Annotated in this window: 1 protein-coding gene and 1 pseudogene; both read left to right on the top strand. The window is 74.0% G+C overall.

Annotated features, from left to right (window positions below; translation table 11 throughout):
- Positions 1-283 precede the first annotated feature (283 nt).
- Complete coding sequence (locus tag AX737_RS12165; RefSeq protein ID WP_066921657.1) at positions 284-1,519, top strand: MFS transporter; 1,236 nt, start codon at positions 284-286, stop codon at positions 1,517-1,519.
- Positions 1,516-1,697, top strand: a pseudogene (locus tag AX737_RS12160) (hypothetical protein); the annotation flags it as partial. The gene AX737_RS12165 and the pseudogene AX737_RS12160, both read left to right, overlap by 4 nt.

Raw genomic sequence — 1,697 nt, 5'->3', positions numbered from 1 at the left:
TCACCCGGCTTTCTGCGAAAGCAGACCTCTCCCTATGGGAGAGGGCACCCGCGCTCAGTTCCGAAACGATGCGTCAGACGGAACCTATCGACCGGAAGCCGTGCATCCGCCCCCGATATGCGCGCCGGGGTCACGGCCCCGTGCCGCCCCGGTCACCTTGAATCGCGCCGAGGTGTCGACTAATCGGAAATGATGAGGCGGAACAATAGATTAGTGTGATTCCAAACTGCCGTCCCTCCGGTCCCGTGTGCCCCGTCACCCGCCGTTCCGGGCGCCCGGCGCGTTGAGCGCGGCCGTCCCCTCCCGGGAAGCGGGCCTCCTGGCCGGGCTGCGTCCGCTGGCACCGTTCTTCTGCCTGTACGTGACCTTCGGGGCCACGCTCGGCTTCCTGTCCGGCGGGGCGCCGCTGATCCTGCGCAGCCGCGGCATGGACCTCGCCGAGGTCGGCCTCCTGCAGCTCATCAACCTGCCGGTGGGCCTGACCTTTCTTTGGGCCTCGCTGCTCGACCGGGTGCGGCTGCCGTTCCTGGCGCACCGGATCGGCTGGATTGCCGGAACGCTCGGGCTCACCGTTCTGCTTCTCGTCGTCCTCAGCCTCGGCGAGCACTGGCCGCTCGGCGTGCTGCTCGCCCTGGCGATCCTGGCCGCTGCCTGCATCGCCACCATGGACATCGCGCTGGAGGCGCTGGTGGTCGAGACGGTGCCGGCGGGGCGGCGGACCTACGCCGCCGCGGCGAAGCTCTGCGGGGCGTCCCTCGGGGGCATCCTCGGGGTCGGCGTTCTGCTCGGATCCTACGACGCGCTCGGCTGGCGCGGGGCGGTGCTCGCCTGCGCGGCGCTTGACGCACTCTGCCTGCTGCCGATCCTCGCCTATCCGGAGGCGCGCCTGCGCAGAGGGGGCGGCACGCCCGAGCGCCGGGCGGGCTCGTTCGCGCGGCTGCGCACGCTGGTCTCGCCGATCCTCGCCCTCGGCGCCTATTTCGCGGCGGCCTACCTCGTCTCCGGGCCCAACACCCTGGCGCTGCTCGATCTCGGCGTGCCGCTGGCCCAGGTCGGCGTCCTCACCGGCACCGTCCTGCCGGTCGTGAACCTCGTCATGGCGGTGCTGGCGGCGGGCCTCGCGGCGCGCTTCGGCACGGTCCGGCTGATCGTGGGGGGCGGGCTCGGCGTGCTGGCGACCGGCGGCCTGATGGCGGTCGCCTGCGCGGCGGGCGCCGTCCACCTCGCCATCGCCGTCACCGTCCTGAACTTCGTCTGCGGCGGCATCCTCGGGGTGCCGGTGTTCAACATGATCTATCGCTGGGCCCAGGGGCCGCGGCCGGCCACCGACTACGCGCTGCTGTTCGGGGCGGCCTTCTTCGCCGCGATGCCCCTGCGGGTGGCCTCGCCGGCGCTGGCCGGCTGGGCCGGTTGGCCGGGCTACTTCGCGGGCGCGGTGCCGTTCTACGCGGCGGCCGTCGCGTGGCTGGCGCTCACGGTCGCCCGCACGCCGCAGGCCGACCCCGCGGAGGCGCGATGACCGCCGCGCTCGCCGAGGTCGCCGCCCGCGTGCCCGATTCGCTCGCGGCCTATCGGGGCGGCGTCGCCGCCGGCCCCGGCGGGCCGGGCGCGCGCCCGCTCGCCGCCCTGCGCGACCCGGCCGTGTTCGACGCGACGCTCGCGACCTTCGGGCGCGGGATCTGCGGCGGGACGGTGCC

The organism is Methylobacterium sp. CCH5-D2 (assembly GCF_001556475.1).
GTDB classification, from domain to species: Bacteria; Pseudomonadota; Alphaproteobacteria; order Rhizobiales; family Beijerinckiaceae; genus Methylobacterium; species Methylobacterium hispanicum.
Note: the sequence above shows the minus strand (reverse complement) of the source record. Positions and strands in the feature narration are given on the sequence as shown.